This is a genomic window from Methanothrix sp., from assembly GCA_029907715.1.
Classification (GTDB): Archaea; Halobacteriota; Methanosarcinia; order Methanotrichales; family Methanotrichaceae; genus Methanothrix_B.
This window is the reverse complement of sequence record JARYLI010000004.1, coordinates 20,161-38,004: the sequence shown is the minus strand read 5'-3', so window position 1 is coordinate 38,004 and position 17,844 is coordinate 20,161. Positions and strand designations below refer to the sequence as shown.

Below are 17,844 nucleotides of genomic sequence, written 5' to 3'. Positions count from 1 at the left end.
CACCACCTTAGTCGCCGCCATTTGCTTCCAGCAGTGTCAGCTCAACCGTGTGGTAGTAATCATCTGTACCAGATGGTTGAGTGATCTCCTTCCTCACAATGTACGTGCACAACCCCTCCGGGAACAGAGCTGTGTACAGCTTCTTGGGTCCGGCTTTCGCGTTTTTGATCGCTTTCAGCTTCTCAGAGATCTCCCCATTCGCACCCTTGAGAACATTGAACTTCATGTTCACAGTCCACACGCCGTCTGGAATGGTACATTGTGTTATTGGCTTTTGCCCAACCGTCTTGTGCACGACGACTTCGAACTCCTGGGTATACCTGATCTCGATAGGATTAGGCTGACCCGCGTCTGGATCGGTTGTGTCTCTTATGCCCAGTTCTATATCATGCACCTTCACGTGCATTGCTTTATCGTAGATCGCAATCTTGCCCTTAGCCACCGGTTCACCAGATTTGGTAACAATCTCGTCTATCAGCTCTCCGAGTCCCGTGTTTTCACCCCCTCATATATGCAATATTCCGGTTGTAGAGATTGTCAAGCTTGTTCCGGAGTGCAAACAATAGTTTATCTGCTGCTTCTGTGCCAAGCCGATGTGCCAGCCGGTCCAGATCCAGCTCGCTGGAAACGTTGCCCACCTCGACATGCACTGTTACCGGTGCGCTGATGTGTATCGGTTCGGCGGCAGGCGATAATACAGCGCGCTCTGTGAACCGCTCCAGCACGGTCTTGCCGCCTGAAACAACTCTCGCTGGAGCAACCTCTTCACCGCGATGCAGCATGACCAGACCGCCGGATATGATCGATCCGCCTATCGCCATCTTCGGAGTCCGGGCAAGAATGTCCTCCGGTACTTTCGACTGGTCGACCTCGATCGGCATCAAACCTGCATCGCCGGGGATCATCATGTCCCATCGTTTCGTCTTAGGATTCCATGAGTAATCGTTACTGTCAGATCCTGTAATGATTGGAGCGGTAGTGACTGAACTGGTTACAGGTACAGGTCCCTCAGGAGGTAAGTTATATCCACCCATGCTGCCTGCAGTTTCGGCATACACGTGTGGAAGCCCTTTAATTTCGTTCCAGACATTCACAACGGAACTAGCGATCCACTTTCCACCAGATAACGCTTCAAGAAAACCTCCAATGAACCCGATTGCAGTAACAATCGCGTCAAAAAGCGGTTTGAACTTTGTGTATAGCGCATCAACCAGCGAGTTCCATATGTTTTTCAGGTCCTCTGTGAACGTGGGCTGCTCCGACCATTTCTGCTGCATTGCGCGGACTGCTTCCGGAACATACGACTCTGGAACTTCCTCGCCAGCCTTGTTGTAGTACTTCCCAGTCTTCTCCTCATATCTGAGACCGTACCTGTCAAGTATTTGCTGGAAATCAAGCCATGCGAGTGCCCTCTTCCCCCCAGGTATCAGCTGAACGACAGACTCGAACAGACCCCATAGCTTACCAGTCAGCCAGTCCCATATACCGGTTATGGTCCTCCAGAGCCGTCGTATGAAATCCACGATAGTTTGAACCAGTCCGGTGAGCAATGAGATCCACTTGTTTACAATTCCAGTGTTTATCCAGATCTTCCTTATGAAGTCGTAGATCCCGATCAGGACTTTTGCTATCAGCGCCAGAGGCGATGCTCCAATCAGAGCATCCAACCCGAGCTTTATCACGCCTTTCCAGTCGCTCTTCCTGATCAGTGATGTTAATGATTTGTATGCATGATCGAACACATCGAGCGCTTTCGTTATGAACGAGAAAAACGTATCCCCGATGCGGGTTGATTTAAGCGTCAAGAATGCTCTGGACACCCGCGTAATGTATGCTTCCACCTTGGTGAATGCTTCCGGCTTGATCCACTGCTCAATACCAAGCCTGACTGACTCTTTCCAGCTGATGTTTTTGATCCTATCGGATATCGACCTGCGGAACGATGTGAATGTATTCAGTATTGATGCAACCGGAGATGTCTTAACAGCTGTATCAATGCTGAGCTTGACCAGGCTCTTCCGATCCAGCCCTTTAATTCGGTCGGACAGGAATTTAGACAACGATTTGACGGCATTCAAACCAGCTGCCACTGGTGACAGTTTGACAGCTGTATCAATGCCGAACTTTACAAGTCCCTTCCAATCACCTTTGCTGATCAACGACGTGAGCGTTTTGCGCATCTGATCAAACTTTTCCATTATATTTTCCACTGATGCAACTATCGTGCCGCCAAATCCAGTCTGCTTGAATGCATTCCATGCCTTCGACACCAGCTGGAACCGCTTCTCAAGTGCGATCAGCAGCAATACCAGTCCAGCGACTGCTATGATCACTATACCCAATGGATTGGCAGTCATTGCTGCATTGAACAACCACTGTGCAGCGGTTACTGCTTTGATCGCGGCAGATTGTGCGTATATCGCGGCGGTGTGTATCGCGCGGCGAACTGTGTCTAAATGAACCAGCTTCGTAACTACCTGGAGGTTCTGAATCATCGAACCGAGCACTGATACCAGGACCAGCCCGATAGCAGCAGCGCCGGACAGCACGGTTGCCCACCCGATAACTGCACCGAGACCGGGGATTTTGCCAATCGCGTCTGAAATCGCCAGAAAAGCCCCGAGAACCTGATTCAGTACTGGAATTACTGTATCGCCGATGGCTGCAGACGTCGCAGCAAGTCTCTTCTGCAGAACTTCGTCCGGACGCATCGCTACGGCTTTTTCGATATCGATCTCCTTTGCCTCGGAGGCGAGCCGTGCTAACCTGGCCTGAGCATGCATTCGAGAAAACCCGAGCCCGAATATGTCCTCGAATATTGTAGCTGCCTCGCCGGTCAGAACCGGGGCAGATATCTCAGACGCCAGCTGCTCTGCACTCGTGATACCTTTCTTTGCCAGCATCTCGCGGTTGGCAAAGAAGTACTTCTCAATAGCTTCAGTGAACTCCTGTGCCTGAGACTGGCCGAGATATGGGGCCTTGCTCAGGACTGTCTGGAACACCGCCATCCTGGACTCACGTCCAGCCGACCAGTCGACCTTCTGAGCCTGCTGGATCCATGCTTCTGCAGCTTTTCTGTCGGTAAGCTTTCTGGCCATCAGGCCAGTGCTCAATGTCGACTGAATGTAGTTTTGAGCGTGCTTTGAGCTCAGACCGACAGCGGTCGCAAATCCGAGCATAGCAGCGCCGCTAGCAGCGAGCGTCGTCCTGAGCGAGGCAAGGCTGTATGATACATCCTTGAGCCATTTCGTGAGACTCGCGCCACCTGTCGCCAGGAACCCCTGAAGCGCATTCTTGAATGAGTACAGTCCGAGATGGAGATACCCAGTTGTTCCCCAGAACTGAGCGAGATCGCGCTGCCGCTTGAACTCATTTGACACGCCGACAAGTGCTGTAGCTATGCTTGGACCAATACTGCGAGCGACCTGCAGCACACTACCCAGCAGGCGCTGGTACTGTTCCACCTGAGGAACTGCTCTGCTGGATACAGCGTTACAGAGGTCCGTAAGATCTCTGGTAGCCAATGCAGCTTCTCTGCGGACCTGTCTGGACGTTTCTTTGACTCGTTCAATATCGTCTGCTCGCGCTTTGAGCGTGACCGATGATGCCCGTGCCAGAGCATCACGCTGCTTTTTCAGTTCCAGCAGCCGGTCGCCAATCTCGTCTATGAGATTGATCCGGATTGTAACTTCTCGCTCGACCATGTTTTAGTGAGATGATTTCATATTCTGTCCAAAGTCCGGAGCTTTGTGTCCGGCCTTTTGTGTCCACAGACTGAGCTTGGGCGTGCCTAATTTCCATCCGGACGCGAAAAATGCCTTTAAATCGTTTTTAAAAGAACCGCAAATAAAAATGACTTCCTCTCCGGACATCTGGCCAGAGTTTGTGCCTTGTTACTCTCTATCTCTTGGCTCTGGCTTTAGCACGGGCACGTCGCGCAATGTCCATTGCAATCGCGATCGCCTGATCGCGCGGTTTTCCAGCTCGAATCTCCTCAGCGATGTTGTGTGCTATCGCACGTCTTGAGTAACCCTCTATAAGTGGCATATTATCTCCTACCGGTACTTCATCTCCTCAAGTACCATCTGTCGCACTCGAGACTCCAGCAGCTCTCTCAAAGGCGCCTGTTTTTCACGTATCTGCTGTGCAAGAACCTCGTGCTCGCGCTTGAGCTTGAAATAATCCTGAACGCTCATTGCGTCATCTGTGCTCGAAATTTCGCTGCGCTCGACCAGACCACCACCCCCTTTAATCTGTGCATCCTCCATGCTTGCGAGCGCGAGAAACATGAGCTGTACTGGGGTCAGCAATTCGACTGGGCCCAGACCGCTTCCGGTACAGGCTATCCTGCTCCAGATTGCGCCTTCTTCGCTGAGAAAAAATCCTCCACGTCCGACCATCTCGCAGTGGACGCACCGATTATAGCCATACCTATCTGTAGCAGTGAGTATCCTCTGAGCTCTTCAACCATCGCAGACACATCACAGTCCTCACAGCCCTTCCCACCACACCTGCAGTCTGGATCAGGTATTATTCCGGCTTTGCAAACCTCCGCAAGGAAGAGCTTGAATCGTGGATCGAAAGCTCTGCTCGCTTTTGCAGCAATTTCAGAGGACACCTTTCCGGCCTGGATATTCGAGATATCGCTTTCGGAAAGGTTCATTGATGCGATTTCAGATAGCGCCTCCTCAAGTGTGTATCCGACACGGTTTTCAATTCGTGCCAGAGTCACATCTGAGATTGCATGAACCCTCACGATAGCTCCACCGTACTGATCGAGCTTTACCTCTTCCTCATACCTGACACCCATCAGAGTCTTCTTTCGAGTAAGATAGTTAGAAGACAGTGCATATCCCTCCTAAAAAGAGCAAGAGCGAAGGTGACCTCCTCTCCGGCCTGAAAGGCCGAAGCTTCCTGTCTCATTGATCTGTTTCATCCAGTATCTCCACAGGCTCTACCCCTCAGTCCGAGGGTGATTCGGGCTTACTCCGGCCTGAAGATCTCTATCACCCCACTCCATGTTGTGTTATCTTGGTAGCATGCGGCAGAACTTGAAATCTACCGATGATACCACGGATGCCTTCTCCGGTACCTCTCTGCCAAACTTGGTAACCTTACAGTCAATCAGCGCCTCGATGTGGCCAACATCTACTGCTTTGGAAACTATGCTTTCTGCAAGCTCCTGAGCACTCCTCGTAGTGAATCCCGCCTGAGTCACCTCTGGTGTTCGGCTGCCCTGGACCTCAAGAATGTAGATGTCAAAGTAGTACGGTGTTCCTTCGTCCATCTGGTTTAGCAGCGTTCTTTTGAGAAGCAGCACTTCAGACTTGGTCATTACGTTTGTGCCGTTCACGAGGAACGATGCATATGTAAATGAACCAGAGTATGTCTGCTCGTGTGCAGGCAGAGCATATGGATCATGAGAGCCAGTTCCGTGCTCATCTGAGACGTTTATGTTCTTGTCATATCGGATTGTACGAAGTGGGAAGTACATTCCTGCGATATCAATCAGTATGTCCATCCCGGAAATATTGTGAAGGACCGTGCCTTCCTTCGTCATGAAATCCGAGTACGGGTGCCGGCCCTTCGAAGCGTATGCACTTCTGACAGTTGCCATTATTTATCACCTCACTCAGCAATTGCCTCGGTGTTGTAGTATCCCACACCGATCCAGGTGTACACGCGCTCGATATGTCCGACCGGCTGGATCTTGAGCGTGATATCAACAGCGTTGTGATCGGACGCATTCGGCGTGACCATCAGATCGTACGTATCGAGGACTGATGCTCTGCAGAGCCGGTCGAGCAGCACGTCTATGGACGTTTTCATTCGTGCAAGATTTGTCCGAGTGCGTTTCTCGTTCAGGAAGTACTTCACGATCTGATCAACCCACACGATCACCTGACATATCGTCCGGACGTCCACCGTGCGCCGGAATGAATCATCTGGATCGGTCGAGACACCCACGTACGGATGTACGCCTGTACCTTTAACGAGCACCTCTACGCCATTGTACGTGAGGAGCTCCCTCTCGGGCTCGTTCCACTGGAATAGCAGCCCGTTGACTCCCTTCAGGCTGTTGCTTGCTGTGGCGGGCGAGACTCCGAGGCCGAGTGATGCTTCCTGGCCGGCCCTAGCGCCTGCCAGATCCTTCTCAGTGTTATCATAACCGTTCGATATCAGCGTCAGGAAAAGGTTCGTGTATCCTTCCTTGAAGTCGACGATCTGCTGTGCGGTCGCATCGGCAGGCAGCGTAACAAATCCCTGGCATGGTTTCTTGAGGTTGCCCATCTGCCAAAGGAACTGATCCAGGAGGGCTACGATATCCCACTGCCCCTCGGTTGCTTCGTAAGCAGTCGTGAACACCGCACTTGGTATGACCGTATCAGGCAGCTTCTCGAGAACGCTGTTAAACGCGGCCTCCCAGTCATCAATCGTTATTGGAGCTCCATCCGATCCGCCTTCCATGTTCGTTGCGCCAATCGGTTTCGGAAGCCTCGTGGCACCGACATCGATCTCGAAGGTGCATACAGGATCGTTCTTCATCTTTGCTGCCATCATCGTCAGCGACATGAGGTTGTTGTACGATACCGGCAGCTTGCCTTCCTCTCTGATCGTGACCTTCCGGCTCTTGTACTTGTACCGTACCTCGACCTGCTCGTTGGTGTCTGGCCACTCCCCAGTCGCAAAGGTCAGCGTGCCGCTGGTTTTATCGAGCAGAACTTCACCAGGATCGGGTGTGCCGGAGTAGATGATTGTCTTGGAGGCCCCGTCCACCTTCACATGATTCAGCGGCGATTCAACCAAGTTATCGTACATCAGCGCATAGGGTGTCGTCACGTTGCTACCGTTGCCGTTGAAGATCTCCTTCTTTGTGCCATCCAGGTCGCCGTATGTGATGGTAATTGTCGGGATGTTGCCCCATGTACCTGGCCCTCTCGCGACGAATTTCCCGCAAGGATTATCTTGCCCATCGACCACTTCCAGTTCAGCTGTCTTGTATCCTTCGCCCAGCACGCGGACACCATACACGATCGCGCAACCCTGAGCAGCTGCAAGTTCAAGCCCCTCTCGGAGTGGCCCGTCACCAAACGTGCGCCTGATCAGGCTGGGCGTGTTACCCGCGATACCGTACGGTTCCATTGCAGGACCGCGGCTGGAGGTGCCTATCCCGACAACAACTCCACGCCCGACTATCACGGGAACAGTCCCGATTGACTCCAGCGTTACGACATGCCGCAGGAAGTCGTACTGGTTGCCTAACGTTATTACAGACATGCCCTAAACCTCTGGAACTTCAACATCAATTCTCATAGATCTCGCAGTATCCAGCCCGAACTCCTTTACGAGCTTCTGATACTTCTCTCTCGATATCAGACCCGCCTGTAGCGCGTCTGCTACCCTCATTTTCACAGTTTTCAAACCGTTCACCTCTCCCTAAAAACGTAACTTAACTTAAGGCGCAGCAATGTGCGCCTTCAGTATGACTGTCAGCTCTCCGTCGAGCACCTCTCTGACGAGTTCCAGTGGACGTGAGTCATGCAGCTCGCCATCATCGAGAGGCGTCTGGGATTGTAAGTGGGTGTACACCCGCTTGATGTAATCCTCATCGGGTATACCGCTGACCTCATACTCAAACAGGAGGTCGACCTGCGCCCAGTAAAGTGTACGACCATCATCTAACCTCTCAGGAGGTAACAGTATCGAGTTCAGGATCTCAAGGAACCTGACGCCATCCAGAGCGATGACCATATTGCGGCGCGTCTGAAGGCATTGCTTCACAAACTCGTACCACATCGTCTCCAGCTCGGCTTTACTGTACGCTCGCAGAACGACATTCATTGTTGCACGATGGTATTCGCCCCAGACATCATCAACTGTGCCATCTTGATTCGGGACTCTCCTTAATGGTGCCCAGGAATAGAGTGATGGCGTGCCTGCTGATGAGAAGTAGAAAGTGATGGCAGGGGCTTCGAGGTTCGGCACAATATCGTCTGTCTCTATGACAGGATAGCTCTGCCCGCCCAGACACGACGGCAACCATTGCAGAATTTTTCTCTTACGAGCTGGAGATATTGGTATCATAGGATCTCCTGGAGTTTAGATTTTCGCCAGTCTTTGAACTCCGATGCCCAATTGGGGACGCTTCTCATATCGAACTCCTGTGGATACAGGTTCTCCATCTCGAGCATGATCTTCTCAGCGCGGCTGAGAACCACGAATGCTGTTATTTGGGATGTCGTCTGCGCTTCGCCCTTCAGCGCCCCTCTGTATCGGACTGCTTTTATTGGATTGCCTTGGACGGTTGCAGTTACTTTTGACTCCAGATCGAAATCCTTTCCAATTGCGGAAACTAACGTGCACTCAACTTCTCTTACAACGCGCACTGCGGAGCGTATATTTGTGGACCTGTCTCGGTTTGTTTGAATCGCTGTAATTGTTTTAGACGATACAACACGACTTGTACGAACTGCCGTGATCACATTCGTGTTCATTATAAACGTTTTAGCTATCGCAGAACGTATACGTGATCGGGATCCCTGATCTGTGCGTATGGCAGTCTTTATGCCAGCAGTCTGATTTCTGATGGCAGTTGGTGGTATGACCACATATGCAAGCAAACGAGCTTTTTTCTCCCTCACACCCTTTATAAACGAGGTGATCTGTGAGAACTGACTTCTGAGTACCCACGGTGCTTCATGTACAACCGCAGTGATTTTGGATGTTGCCACACGAGTCTGTCTTACAGCTGCTGTAATGTGTGACGATTGCTCAATATTCTTTTCCAGCGGAATCACTTTATACATGTTGGAACGCCAGTTGCCGCATGGCGGCCCAATATTTACCAGTGTGCTGTTACCCCAGTTGGGTGTGTCACCTGGATACGTGATGATGTAGATTACATTCGCTTTTATGTTGCAATTGAAGCTCTTCCAAGCATAGCATCGTCGATCCTCTGGGGATTTGAATGCGAGCTGTTGTTTGTGACCTGCCTCAGGAGGAATCTTGTAAAACCAGTAGTATCCCGGAGGCCACTCTTGGAACTTCAGTCCTGCATCATCTTCGCCAGGCCTTCTCGCCCAGAACCAGGTTCTCCACGGTTTATCTGGGAACGCATTCGGCCACCAGAGCGTCATACGCCGCCCTCAATGATTTTGTACTGTGGAACATCAGATTCGGTGCGCTGCCCCAACACCACATAAGATGTCTCCAGATCGCTTGTGCAGGTTGGTATTACCGATTGTACCGAGACAACTGGCTCGATTCTGGTAGCTTCGGTGGTGAACGAATCGCCCAGATCAACCGACCGCAAAATAGTCGATAAGCCGTTTGAAGTTTCGACGACCATCATCAGCTCTGCGTGACTCGACTGATCCGAGACGATCAGCTCCTTGATAGCGCCATTCACCACTGCAATCCTGTGCCACGAATCACCACAGTCTGTAGAACGCCAGAGTTCGCTTCCACAACCCACGAAAATAGCCAGCGGATTGCATGCTATTGCAGGGTACCATTTGTCACGATATGATGATGCGTTAAAGATGGACTCCCAATCGACGGGGATGGACAGAAGTTTGACTGGGTAATCATCAAATCCGCTCGCTCCAAAGGATTCCTCCCATCCCAATGGCGACCCACTTGGTTGAGATTTAGCAGCCATTGTGCTGTACGGATAATCGCAGATCCCAGATGCTCCAAACGTCTCCTCCCAGCCGAGTGATCTGCTGAAGGGCTGAAGTTCAATATCGCATCGATAAACACGTTTGTCCGCGGCATATGTGAAGAGTCTCCACCAGACTTCACTCATCCGAACAGTGGAAATTTTCTTCACACCATTAAGATGGTTTACACCGACACGCGACCAGTGCCATCCAGCATCTATAGTTGCATATATTCCATCTTCAGCTGCAAAAATTGCCTGACCATCGTCCAGGAAGTGTATCTGATATATCTCGGCATCGTGCGTGTGGACAAGCTCGTAGTTCTGCAAATCAACGGTCCGGAAGAGCTGATACTGCCCGGATTCGGTGCGGGTTAATACAACCCATACTCTGTGATATATCTCTATGCTAGACAGTATCACTGCTCCTGGTATCGGAGATGACATGCTCCACCATCCGCCGGTTGAGGTCTCTTCCGCATCAGATACGCCTCTTGAGAACACTCGATCGCCAGACCCGACGACGAGCGTGACCTCTTCGATTTCAGGCATCTACTCTATCCTCCTGGCAATCCTGGCACGTATTCCAGCATTAGCTTCTCTGCGGCTTCTCACTGCCGCCTTAATGCTGCTGTTCAGCTCAGAAGAGATGGTGACTCTTGCAGAGATTCTACCAGTCATCTCGAACGTTCTAGATATTGCAGCACTCACGCTTGCATTCAGCTCGCAATCAGCGCGTATTGCTGAAATGAGATCGCATAGAGCAAGCCGCTCAGATCGAATTGTAGCACATAATGATAATTCTGCAATCGGCTGGCTCTGGATTGCAGCATACAGTCTCGCGGAAAGGTCACGTTCAGCACGAATTGTTGATTGAATATATGATGTTGCATCTCTTTGAGTGCAGAATGCAACTAAGATCCCTGACGCTTCTGTTCTTTGCCACGCCACAGTAGCTGATATGGCTGTTGAGCATTCAGCGTCTGACCTAATAGCTGCTCTGATAGCATACTCTGCTGTGGCATCTCCTCGCACATATGCGGTGATGTAGCTATCCACAAGTGTTAGCTTCAGATCATACTCAACTCCAGCCGCAAAAAGACCCGGCAGAGTATTGTTCAGCAGTTTGATTCTATCACGCGCTACACGTATTGCGTTTGCATCTCGGAACGTAATTACAGCTCTTGCCGGATAGACCGATTTGATGATTGTCACGCCCGGCATGTCGAGGAGTATATCAATGACTTCCTGACATGCCGGTATCGTACCGCTACCTATCAGCGCTTTGATGTACGTCTGGAGACGTTTACGGTATTCAAAATCAGATTCGCCCGCGAGTCGGGGTAGATTATATAATACACCCCACACATCGTCCAGCGATGGCAGAATGCTGTCACGTTTCCCTGTAGCATACTCGATCTTGTTGAACAGCGAAAACGCTTGAATTCCCTGCTGCAGGAAGTCGAAGTACGTGGCCAAACCGCGGACGATCGTATCGAATACTGGCAGCGGCTCGCTGGGTAGTTCGTGTATTATCTTCGCTCGGATGCGGACGCTTCGCTCCTTAACAATGTGACTGTATGAAACACCAGCATAGTGGTCTTTGCCATAAAGCGTGCGGCCGTAAAACGACATGCGACTTCCTCTCCGGCCTTCAGGCCGGAGCTTGTACCCTGTCACTCTCTGTCAGAGAACTTCTTTACGAGCTCGAATGGTACGCTATTAGCTCGCGGCTATTGAACTTGATCATGAACTTGTCTTTAATGCCTATGTTATACACCACGTCCTCCCAGGCCTGGTCGCCCTGCATGATGACCGTCACGTCCTTGAACATCACCAGCTCCTCTCCATGCTGGAGATGCACCAGAATCGCGGGCGAGCGTGTAGGTACCGCAAACTCACCGCGAGCATTCAGCAGCTTCGCCAGATTCTCATCGACCGGCACCCATCCTGCGCAGACAATGTCGAGAGGAGTCGTCTCACCCCAAAGGGTGCTTTCACCGGTGCGTGGATCTATCTCGAACTCTTCGTGCCCGTCTTTGTACTTCCGCCACCAGATATATGCGGTGGGAGCTCGCCATAAATTCGGGCCGATCTGTGGTATGTAATCCCCCCAGCTAAATTTCTGTCCATCTTATTCCAATCGTCAGCTCTGGTTTCTCCCCGAATGCCGTGTCTGGTGCTATCACCAGCTGCGTGACAACGAGCTTTGTCACCTTGGATGATGACGACGGCGTGATCACTGTGCTGTCGAACAGGAGTGGATTTGTGCTGGTGAACTGGTCTGCGTCTGCACAGGGTGTCGTCTGGTCTTTGTAATACGGGTGGCCGTACTGCGAGTCCTTGATATCGTATCCAGTCAGTCCAGATATACCGGTGGGCGCTGCATAGTTCGCTACAGGACAGCCATGGTCGCCGGAATCACGCAGTGCGACCTGCACGCACCCGCTTCCCAGCTGCCAGTCCTGTTTTATAGTGCCCGATGTGAAATACCTCCAGTTCGATAGCTGACTGTACGATCCCCCGACAACTTCTGCGCCCGTATACATCCAGCAGCTGCGGTACAGCTGTCCGCTGGGCGGAATGTTGCATGGGTACTCCAGACCAGGATCGCGCTGGCTGGGTATTGCAGTGTTGTACCGCTGCACAGTTAACGGCACCTTCGTGCCGGGCTCTACTCCATAATATCCCACAATTTGCACAATTGCTGCCATATTCTCACCTTAATGGAAAAGAATTGGAACGCGACAATCTCAACCGGCCGAAGAAGATACTTTAAAGGCTGGCTAGAATCTCATCTGCCAGATTATCTTCAAGCTCGTCCAGGATACGCTGCCCAAGCCCGTCGAATACCGGACCGAACACGGGCCGAGCAGGAATCTTCGACGTGCCGTGTTCGTTGTAGAACACGTATTCAGCTACCTCCGGATTGAACACTCCTATTTCTGCGACGTTGTCGGAGACGCGGATCTCGATACTGTTCCGGTATGTCCATGTATCCCGCAGCGTCAGACCATGACCTTTTCTCCGAATGGTCGATGGTGCGTTCGGCGGCGGTACGCCTGAGTCAATGCACTCCTCGATCGCCTGCTTGAGTGCTCCGGCGGCGTTTAGGAGTTGTTGCGAAAAATCCATGCAGATGCCCTCACAGAATTATCGCCTGGTTGCCGACATTGGGGAAGTACGAAACGAGAGCATACATCTGCGTCAATCGCAGACCGCCATCTAGAGTGTATACCCCAGCCAGAAGATTAGTGATATCATACCACGCACGCTTTGCTCTGCGGATACCGTTTGCGATAGTATACGATCACATACATGACATCGCTGTTAAAACCACCATATGCACTTTTATAAAAATATGCCCCAATTTTTGTTTGCAGTAAATCTGGAGGCTTCCATTTCGCACCTGTATAGGGATTTGTATCAAATATCCGATACGAGAACCTCCTATTATAATATCCAGACGTGAAAAATGTCGCACCGATGTACGCAGTTCCGGATTGCAGGATCTTCAGACCAGTGGAAGACGGACTACCTATCGACCCTGAATAGAAAAGGTTCCAAATCGCCGATACTCTCTCGATGTAGCACTTCCTGTTAAATGGTGTTATCGTGAAAAAGACATCTTTTGACGACGACGGGCCCCAAAATGTATCCCCATCTCGTGCCCACATCGCATCATCCACTTTCTGGTAATCAGTTCCACTCCCACCCTGATAATCTGCAATTGGCACAAGAACATCATAATCACAAAGCGAAGTACTATCGTAATCGACCTCCACCCATACCCGATACACATATGTGTGGTAATCGCCTGGATTTGTCAATGTTAATGATATACGTTCACAGCAGTTCAGTATGTCTTCCGGACGCCAGCTAGTACCGGTCAGCGGGCATGTTGTCATTGTATATGTGAGCGTGTTTATGTTACCGTTGGGCGTGGAAATCGTCTGAGAAAGCACCGCCGAGTACGAACCGTTGACTTCACGAGCCTGCAAAGCGATCGTGCCAACATCCGCGCCTATACTTCGTGTATTCTTTATTCTAATCTTTACAGACACGCTGTTAATCGTTAGAGCCGGACAGAATGCATTCATCCTGTATATATCTGTTCCAGATTGATCCGTCCTAACGTGTACATATGTCGAATCCGAGGAATCAATGATCTGTGTGTGGTTAGGTGTGCCGGTTGATGGTAGCTGCCCCTGTACTGTATAGTTCGGCAGAATTTCCATTGTTGCCACTGTTACCACCTACACTACGCTGAGCGATATATTGAGCCTGGTTATGGTCGAGCACGACTCGATGATAAACACGACCCAATCACCGGCGGAAAACGTCTTTCTGGTCCAGCTACTACAATCAGTGGAGTACTTCTGCGCGCTGGACAGGGTCGGTTTTGCGGATCCACACTGGTCATATGTCGTGGGATAGCTGCTGTACGTGGCATATTTCACGTTCACCACGACACTCCCTGTCGTATCTGCAACCATCTGCAATCCTGTTATGGTGGTAGCTGCGTTCGGTAGCTGCACCCATATAACCTGGTTTGCTTCCAGAACATATCCACCATTCTCGAACTGGACATTTATAGCCCGTGATACGTTGATCGCATTTATCGCAGCCCTGACCGCCTTTTCAGACGGGATGTTGCTGTCACTACCAGGACTACCAACGCTTGTCACTACCGGCACAACGGTACCTGGTGTGTGTCTCGATGTTGTATCGTGACGCGTGGTGTTGAGATACTGAGTATGATCATCGTCACCGAGACCGCCTATCGAGCCATGATCGACCACCGACGAGCCATGTCGAGCGGTTGTGTCGTGACGCGTGGTGTTGAGGTACTGAGTATGATCATCTGCCGTGAGGTTCGATAGCGTACTATGGCTTATCTGAGCACCGTCTCCACCAGCATGGTCATGAAGGTCCCCATTTGTTACACCTTTTGAGCTCGGCGCGTAGAGCGAATCAAAATAGCTCTTAAGAGTCGCTTTGATATTGGACCATGTGAGCCGTTTCGGACCATAGGATGCCGCTGAATCAATGAGGAACGTCTCGTCAGCGTCGACAGGTGTTGCTTTAGATGTCAGAGCGTGCATCTGTGTGGCGAGGTTTGTCATATCGTTGACAGCAGTTCTCACGGCCTTCTCTGAAGGAATGTTGCTGTCACTACCAGGACTACCAACGCTTGTCACTACCGGCACAACGGTACCTGGTGTGTGTCTCGATGTTGTATCGTGACGCGTGGTGTTGAGATACTGAGTATGATCATCGTCACCGAGACCGCCTATCGAGCCATGATCGACCACCGACGAGCCATGTCGAGCGGTTGTGTCGTGACGCGTGGTGTTGAGGTACTGAGTATGATCATCTGCCGTGAGGTTCGATAGCGTACTATGGCTTATCTGAGCACCGTCTCCACCATAGTGATCATGATTATTCCCGTTTGTAACACCGAGCAAATTGAATACATCACGCACTGCTTTTTCCGAGGGGACCTTGGAATTGCTCCCGGGATTGCCGAGCGTAGTGACTATATCAGATAAATTGAGCTTCGTGTCTGCAAGTGTACGTACTGCAGCTTCAGAGGGTACATGCGAGTTGTCTCCAGGGGAGCCCACAGACGTTACGATGTCGCCCACAAGCACCGGGTCCTCAACGCCCGCTGCAAACTCCCATATATACGATGCCTGAATTGTTTCTGTCTCTGCCGGTACAAATACAACCCCGAGTATTACACCGTCGGGAATTTCTTCAGGAGGCGATGGCGAAATGTAGCCTGTCCAGCTGGGCAGCTGATTAGGATTTATAATTTCGGCCGGCACACCAGTGAGAACCTGTGCATTTCCAGAGGTGTCCCTGTATATCACATCGATGCGGTACAGCGTCTCGTCTGAGGGCGATATATTGACTGTCTGCTCAGATACATCGAGAACGTCCGGACCAATCCGGATGGTTCCTGCCGAAACAACTACTGCCATGCTGGGCGGATCAGTGGAGAAGATAGCATTGCCGCTGATCACCCCTACGCCACGAAGAGCTCTCGAGAGCACTTCAATGTGCGTCGGAAGAATGCATTGATTGGTCCGTGGCGACAGATACTTGATATCAGTCATCCGCACTCGCCTCTATTCAGTTCTAGCGTTTCTTACCAGCTTCTTTCTGTCTCTTCTTAGAACCGCCAGCATTCGATTTCTTTTCTATATTTGGTGTCTCAGATTTGGGTCGTATCCATCCCTTTTCAGAGTCGTATCTCCAGCTGTCCATCTTTGCGCCTCCTGATTTCTTATCCCGGGCATCCCGGCTCTGGCTCAGGCATTATACCACTTGAGAAGATCTCCCGCCAGTTGCTCTCGAGCCAGTCCTGGACCGCAGGACCAATGCTCAGGACCTCTTCGCCAGCCACCAGCCCTGCGTCTGCTTGTAGTGATCCCAATTGCAAAACTTCACCCCGAAAGCTGTATCCCACATCTGTTTTTCAAGCTCTGACTCACACATCCGAAGATCCGCCAGCCACCATGCGATCTGTGGAGACACGATGATCATGTAATAGAGATCTCCTGATGCAAAATCCAGCATTTGCGTCTTCCTCACGTGAATGTTTTGAGCAATGTCACTAAGAGAACCACAAGAAATGTCAGTACACCGATAGATCCCAAGAGCTGGTTCTGCCATTGCTCCAGCTTGTTGATACGACAATCATGATCGCTGAGCTGGAGCGAGATCTTCTCAAGCAGCGACTGTATGTTCATCGTCCGCTCGTCGATTCGAGAAATCCGGGCTTCAAGCGAATTGTTCTCCACTGCGATCACCAGCTACAATTCAGAACTTGATCTCTTCGTGAGTGTAGAACCTGAGAAAGATGTTGACCACTGCCAGGATCGCTGCCTGTTCCTCTGGAGAAATTGTGAACCCGTTAACAGATTGTATGATCATGGCAAGCAAAGCGATCAGGTTCACCCAAAATGTTTTTGACATGTAGTAAGGCTTGCGCATTTTTCCACCTTCGTCTCATGCACAGTTATATATCCGGAACGGCTGTGTGTTCTCAAATTCGAGATCAACCGCGGAGGTTCGTGCTCTTATGTACACCTCCACGAGCTTGCCGTTCTGATGCGGATCGATGAATCTTATTCGACTGCCTATCGGTATGACCTCTTCTGTGTAGATGTCATAATCCGTCTGCATATACCCGCTGCCGGCCTGGTCTCGGAGAATACGTGTTCTGGGAAAACAGATCATCTCGAACGGCCGGAGTGTTTCTCGATAGAGCGGAGCTCCTTCTGGAGATATACACTCGATCGTGATCCTGCAGTCTAACCCATCAACCGTCACTGCTGGAAGGGATTTGAAGACCGATCTGGTGGCAAGTCGTCCTGGCTGAGCAAACGCTAACACTTCCTGGTCAAAGGAAATAGTTCCTGATGTGATCTCATGACCCGGAACAGGCTCAGTTACAGCAGCGAGCCTGAACTCGGATGGTGCGTTTGGAGAAAGCGCCACAGGAGGAACACCAGAGAACAGTATCCAGCGGTCAGTGTCTACCCAGTGTGCATTGATAACTCCAGTCTTGAACTCGTTGAAGAAAATTCGGTCTATGTATCTCACTGCTGCATCCCGCCACTCATGTGACTTCCTCTCCGGCCTGAAGGCCGGAGCTTCCTGTCTCATTGATCTGTTTCATCCAGTATCTCCACAGGCTCTACCCCTCAGTCCGAGGGTGATTCGGGCTTACTCCGGCCTGAAGACCGGAGTTTGCGCCCTGCTATTCTCTGTCATGCTGGAGAGTATATCCAGAACGGTTATCATGCTGGCCGATCCAGAACCGAAGCTTTCTGGGCATCGATGATGATGCTTTTGGTGTAAGAGTTGTGTTCAGAGCCAGGTACCGCAGCTCGTGTGCCTTCTTGCGCCAGGCCTCTGCCTTCTGGCTCAGGCTCGCTGACGACCCGCCCATCGACTTATCGACGAGCCCTGCATACATTCCCGCAATGGATTCTGCACAGTACGATGCTGCAAGCAGTACATTCTGGTTTGCTCTGGCCAGATAGTACTCAATCTCTGCATCTGTGAGGAGCTCCAGGCTCTCATCTTTTCCGAGCTCAAGCCTCACAGCGTCGATTTTTCGTTCCGCCGGTCTGCCAGTATAGGTTGCCTGCTCTGAACTCAATTCAATC

At 51.1% G+C, this 17,844-nt stretch carries 21 protein-coding genes; all 21 read right to left on the bottom strand.

What is annotated here, in order from left to right:
• Positions 1-7 precede the first annotated feature (7 nt).
• A complete protein-coding gene (locus QHG98_04040; GenBank protein MDH7596902.1) occupies positions 8-442 on the bottom strand; it encodes a hypothetical protein in 435 nt (144 codons plus the stop codon).
• A gap of 55 nt (positions 443-497) precedes the next feature.
• Entirely contained in the window at positions 498-3,704 is a 3,207-nt protein-coding gene (locus QHG98_04035) for a hypothetical protein (GenBank protein MDH7596901.1), read from the bottom strand.
• A gap of 196 nt (positions 3,705-3,900) precedes the next feature.
• Positions 3,901-4,047: a hypothetical protein gene (locus QHG98_04030; GenBank protein ID MDH7596900.1), complete on the bottom strand. Its 147-nt coding sequence runs from the start codon at positions 4,045-4,047 to the stop codon at positions 3,901-3,903.
• An 8-nt stretch (positions 4,048-4,055) separates the two neighbouring features.
• Positions 4,056-4,289 carry a hypothetical protein gene (locus QHG98_04025; protein ID MDH7596899.1) on the bottom strand — a complete coding sequence of 78 codons (234 nt, stop codon included), beginning with the start codon at positions 4,287-4,289 and terminating at the stop codon, positions 4,056-4,058.
• 53 nt (positions 4,290-4,342) lie between these two features.
• Positions 4,343-4,810, bottom strand: coding sequence for a hypothetical protein (locus tag QHG98_04020; GenBank protein ID MDH7596898.1), 468 nt, complete (start codon positions 4,808-4,810; stop codon positions 4,343-4,345).
• Between the two features lie 216 nt (positions 4,811-5,026).
• Positions 5,027-5,617, bottom strand: coding sequence for a hypothetical protein (locus tag QHG98_04015; GenBank protein MDH7596897.1), 591 nt, complete (start codon positions 5,615-5,617; stop codon positions 5,027-5,029).
• 11 nt (positions 5,618-5,628) lie between these two features.
• The gene (locus QHG98_04010) at positions 5,629-7,278 is read right to left on the bottom strand and encodes a hypothetical protein (protein ID MDH7596896.1); all 1,650 of its coding nucleotides are present in this window, start codon (positions 7,276-7,278) and stop codon (positions 5,629-5,631) included.
• Positions 7,279-7,281: 3 nt separating this feature from the next.
• Complete coding sequence (locus QHG98_04005) at positions 7,282-7,407, bottom strand: hypothetical protein (protein MDH7596895.1); 126 nt, start codon at positions 7,405-7,407, stop codon at positions 7,282-7,284.
• A 48-nt stretch (positions 7,408-7,455) separates the two neighbouring features.
• A complete protein-coding gene (locus tag QHG98_04000; protein ID MDH7596894.1) occupies positions 7,456-8,040 on the bottom strand; it encodes a hypothetical protein in 585 nt (194 codons plus the stop codon).
• Positions 8,041-8,081: 41 nt separating this feature from the next.
• Positions 8,082-9,137 (bottom strand): hypothetical protein, encoded by a 1,056-nt coding sequence (locus tag QHG98_03995; GenBank protein ID MDH7596893.1) that lies wholly within the window; start codon positions 9,135-9,137, stop codon positions 8,082-8,084.
• Positions 9,134-10,213, bottom strand: a complete 1,080-nt coding sequence (locus QHG98_03990; GenBank protein ID MDH7596892.1) for a hypothetical protein — start codon at positions 10,211-10,213, stop codon at positions 9,134-9,136. Before QHG98_03990 ends, QHG98_03995 begins: the two co-directional genes overlap by 4 nt.
• Positions 10,214-11,296 (bottom strand): hypothetical protein, encoded by a 1,083-nt coding sequence (locus tag QHG98_03985; protein ID MDH7596891.1) that lies wholly within the window; start codon positions 11,294-11,296, stop codon positions 10,214-10,216.
• 64 nt (positions 11,297-11,360) lie between these two features.
• The gene (locus tag QHG98_03980; GenBank protein MDH7596890.1) at positions 11,361-11,606 is read right to left on the bottom strand and encodes a hypothetical protein; all 246 of its coding nucleotides are present in this window, start codon (positions 11,604-11,606) and stop codon (positions 11,361-11,363) included.
• 172 nt (positions 11,607-11,778) lie between these two features.
• Complete coding sequence (locus tag QHG98_03975; GenBank protein ID MDH7596889.1) at positions 11,779-12,375, bottom strand: hypothetical protein; 597 nt, start codon at positions 12,373-12,375, stop codon at positions 11,779-11,781.
• 61 nt (positions 12,376-12,436) lie between these two features.
• Positions 12,437-12,796: a hypothetical protein gene (locus QHG98_03970; protein MDH7596888.1), complete on the bottom strand. Its 360-nt coding sequence runs from the start codon at positions 12,794-12,796 to the stop codon at positions 12,437-12,439.
• Between the two features lie 125 nt (positions 12,797-12,921).
• The gene (locus tag QHG98_03965; GenBank protein ID MDH7596887.1) at positions 12,922-13,908 is read right to left on the bottom strand and encodes a hypothetical protein; all 987 of its coding nucleotides are present in this window, start codon (positions 13,906-13,908) and stop codon (positions 12,922-12,924) included.
• Positions 13,909-13,917: 9 nt separating this feature from the next.
• Complete coding sequence (locus tag QHG98_03960; GenBank protein ID MDH7596886.1) at positions 13,918-15,648, bottom strand: hypothetical protein; 1,731 nt, start codon at positions 15,646-15,648, stop codon at positions 13,918-13,920.
• 305 nt (positions 15,649-15,953) lie between these two features.
• Positions 15,954-16,103 (bottom strand): hypothetical protein, encoded by a 150-nt coding sequence (locus QHG98_03955; GenBank protein ID MDH7596885.1) that lies wholly within the window; start codon positions 16,101-16,103, stop codon positions 15,954-15,956.
• Between the two features lie 386 nt (positions 16,104-16,489).
• On the bottom strand, positions 16,490-16,663 hold the full coding sequence (locus tag QHG98_03950; protein MDH7596884.1) for a hypothetical protein: 174 nt from the start codon (positions 16,661-16,663) through the stop codon (positions 16,490-16,492).
• Between the two features lie 15 nt (positions 16,664-16,678).
• Positions 16,679-17,338 carry a hypothetical protein gene (locus QHG98_03945; protein MDH7596883.1) on the bottom strand — a complete coding sequence of 220 codons (660 nt, stop codon included), beginning with the start codon at positions 17,336-17,338 and terminating at the stop codon, positions 16,679-16,681.
• A 94-nt stretch (positions 17,339-17,432) separates the two neighbouring features.
• On the bottom strand, positions 17,433-17,837 hold the full coding sequence (locus tag QHG98_03940; GenBank protein ID MDH7596882.1) for a hypothetical protein: 405 nt from the start codon (positions 17,835-17,837) through the stop codon (positions 17,433-17,435).
• Positions 17,838-17,844: the final 7 nt, after the last annotated feature.